This is a genomic window from Actinomycetospora sp., assembly GCF_055612215.1.
Window position 1 is genome coordinate 1 of the sequence record NZ_JBVPVA010000649.1, and the last position, 2,231, is coordinate 2,231.

Annotated in this window: 3 protein-coding genes; 1 reads left to right on the forward strand and 2 read right to left on the reverse strand. The window is 75.6% G+C overall.

Annotation, left to right across the window (positions count from 1 at the left end):
* A partial coding sequence (locus tag AC0CYZ_RS17800) for a YybH family protein (RefSeq protein WP_472217704.1) occupies positions 1-233 on the reverse strand: 233 nt, incomplete at its 3' end.
* A 37-nt stretch (positions 234-270) separates the two neighbouring features.
* Complete coding sequence (locus AC0CYZ_RS17805; RefSeq protein WP_472217706.1) at positions 271-1,041, reverse strand: hemerythrin domain-containing protein; 771 nt, start codon at positions 1,039-1,041, stop codon at positions 271-273.
* An 88-nt stretch (positions 1,042-1,129) separates the two neighbouring features.
* On the opposite strand from AC0CYZ_RS17805, the gene AC0CYZ_RS17810 reads away from it, so the two are divergent.
* On the forward strand, positions 1,130-2,170 hold the full coding sequence (locus tag AC0CYZ_RS17810) for a helix-turn-helix transcriptional regulator (protein WP_472217708.1): 1,041 nt from the start codon (positions 1,130-1,132) through the stop codon (positions 2,168-2,170).
* The last annotated feature ends 61 nt before the right edge of the window (positions 2,171-2,231 follow it).

Genomic DNA, 2,231 nt, shown 5'->3' on the forward strand with positions numbered 1-2,231 from the left:
CTGCCCAGGGCGAGCTCCCCCGCGACGAGCCAGTGCCGCGGGGTGAAGCGCAGCCGGCCCCCCAGCGCGAGGAACTGCTTCAGGGCGGCTTCGATCGCGTCGTGACCCCGGAGCGGCTCGGCACCCGGGCCGGGGACGAGGACCGCGTCGGGTTCGTAGAACTCCATGAGGCGGGCGAGGTCGCCGGCGTTGAAGGCGTCGGCCCACTGCTGGTTGAGGTCGTCGGGGGTCATGGTGAGCTCCTTCGGGGGATCGGTTCGGAATCAGGAGTCAGGGCCGCGGGGTGCCGTGAACCTGCGCGGCACGGCGCGCGTAGACGCGCGGGGCGACGCGCGGTACGAGCACCCGGACCGGGGCGGGGGCCTCGGCGAGCATCGTCGTGAGGACCTCGGGGTCGCCCTCGTAGGCGAACATCCCGAACACCAGCAGCATCTGGCTCTTCGCGATCGCGGCGGCGCCCGCCTCGCCCACGGCGCGCCACTGGGCCTCGGTGAGGTGGGCCGCGGCGAGGGGGAGCAGGGTCCGCTCCTCGGTGTCGAGGTGCTCGGCGAGCAGTCCGTGCAGCGTCTGCAGGGCGGCGACGAGCTCCTCGCGGCTCCCGGCGTCGCTCCCGGCCACCCAGCGGCGGCGGGCGTCGCGGACCCGCTCGAGGGCGCCGTCGAGGCCGGCGTGCTGGGCCTCGGCCACGTCGAGCAGCGCCGCGGCCCGGGCCGGCGCCCGCTCGCGCAGCGGCGGCCAGAGGAGCTCGTCCTCGCCCTCGTGGTGGTGGTGCAGCAGGTCGCACAGCAGGCCGAGGTGGCGGTCGACGCGTCCGGCCTGTCGACGGGCCCCGGCCGGCACCCGGGCGACCGCGGCCGGGGCCAGGCGGAACTCGCGGAGCAGGGCGGTGTGCACGACCAGCATGTCGCGCACGTCGACGGGGGGATGGTCGGGTTCGACGGCGGTCGGGGCGCAGACCCAGCGGGCCCGGGTGACGTCCCACCAGCAGCGGGTGGAGTGCTGGTGGCCGGTGCTGGGGTCCATGGTGTTCGCGGTGTTCATGCCGATGAGCCTGGGTGGCGGCACCCGGCCGGGGACATCCCAACAACCTGGGGTTCTTCGCGGGGCGGTCGTGACCGACGATGGATCCGTGCGCACGACGACGGGTCCCGATCTGGCCGAGCGGCTCCGCGCGGCCACCACGGCCGACCTCGACCGCGAGGCCCTCGCCCAGGCCGTGTACCGCGCGGTCGCGGCACACGTGCCGTTCGACTTCGCCTGCTTCGCGACCACCGACCCCGCCACCGGCGTGATGACCTGGGCGTCCAAGACCCGGTCGCTGGGTGTCGGGGACGAGGAGTGGTCCGCGCTCGAGTACGGAGCCCCGGACGTCAACAGCTTCGCCGAGATCGCTCGGCGGAATCCACCGGCCGGGGTGCTGTCGATCGACACCGGGGGAGACGTGGACGCCTGCCGGCGGCACCGGGACTTCCTGGCCCCGCGCTTCGGCTTCACCGACGAGCTGCGGGTCGTGATGCGCAGCCGGGCAGCTCCCTGGGGCGCGATGGCCCTCTACCGCGGCGCCGGTGACCCGCCCTTCACGGCGGGCGACGCCGAGCAGCTCGGCGCGGTCAGCGGGCTCGTGGCCGAGGCGATCCAGCGCTGCCTGTTCGGCCGCGAGACGGCGCCGTCCGCCGCGCCCGGCGACGGCCCGGCCGTGATGATCGTCGACGCGGCCGACCAGGTGACCCACCTCAGTCCGGCGGCGCGGGCGGCGATCGAGGAGCTCGGCGGGTGGGACCACGGGTCGCTGCCGGCGAACGTGCTCGCCGTCGTGGCCACCACCCGCGCCCGGGCCGGGTTCGCCGAGTCCCGCACGCAGAGCGTCTCCGGGCCGTGGCTGAGCCTGCGCGGCGCGCCGCTCGACGGTGCGCCGGGACGCCACGACGTCGTGGTCACCGTCGAGCCCACGCCGCGCGCGTCACTCAGCCGGCTCGCGCTGGCCGCCCACGGCCTGACCGCCCGGGAGGAGGAGGTCGCGCTGCTCGTCCTGCAGGGCGCCGACACCCGGGCGATCGCCGGCACGCTGCACCTGTCCCCGCACACGGTGCAGGACCACCTCAAGACGATCTTCGCGAAGCTCGGCGTCACGAGCCGTCGGGAGATGACGGCCCGGCTGGTCCTCGCCTGAGGGTCCCGATCAGGACGGGCCCGGCACGGTGCGCCCTTCCGGACGCCGCGGCGCTCCGGGA

Excerpts from the sequence above, each read along its gene's own strand:
- AC0CYZ_RS17805 (WP_472217706.1), bottom strand. The coding sequence starts at position 1,041 with ATGAACACCGCGAACACCATGGACCCCAGCACCGGCCACCAGCACTCC.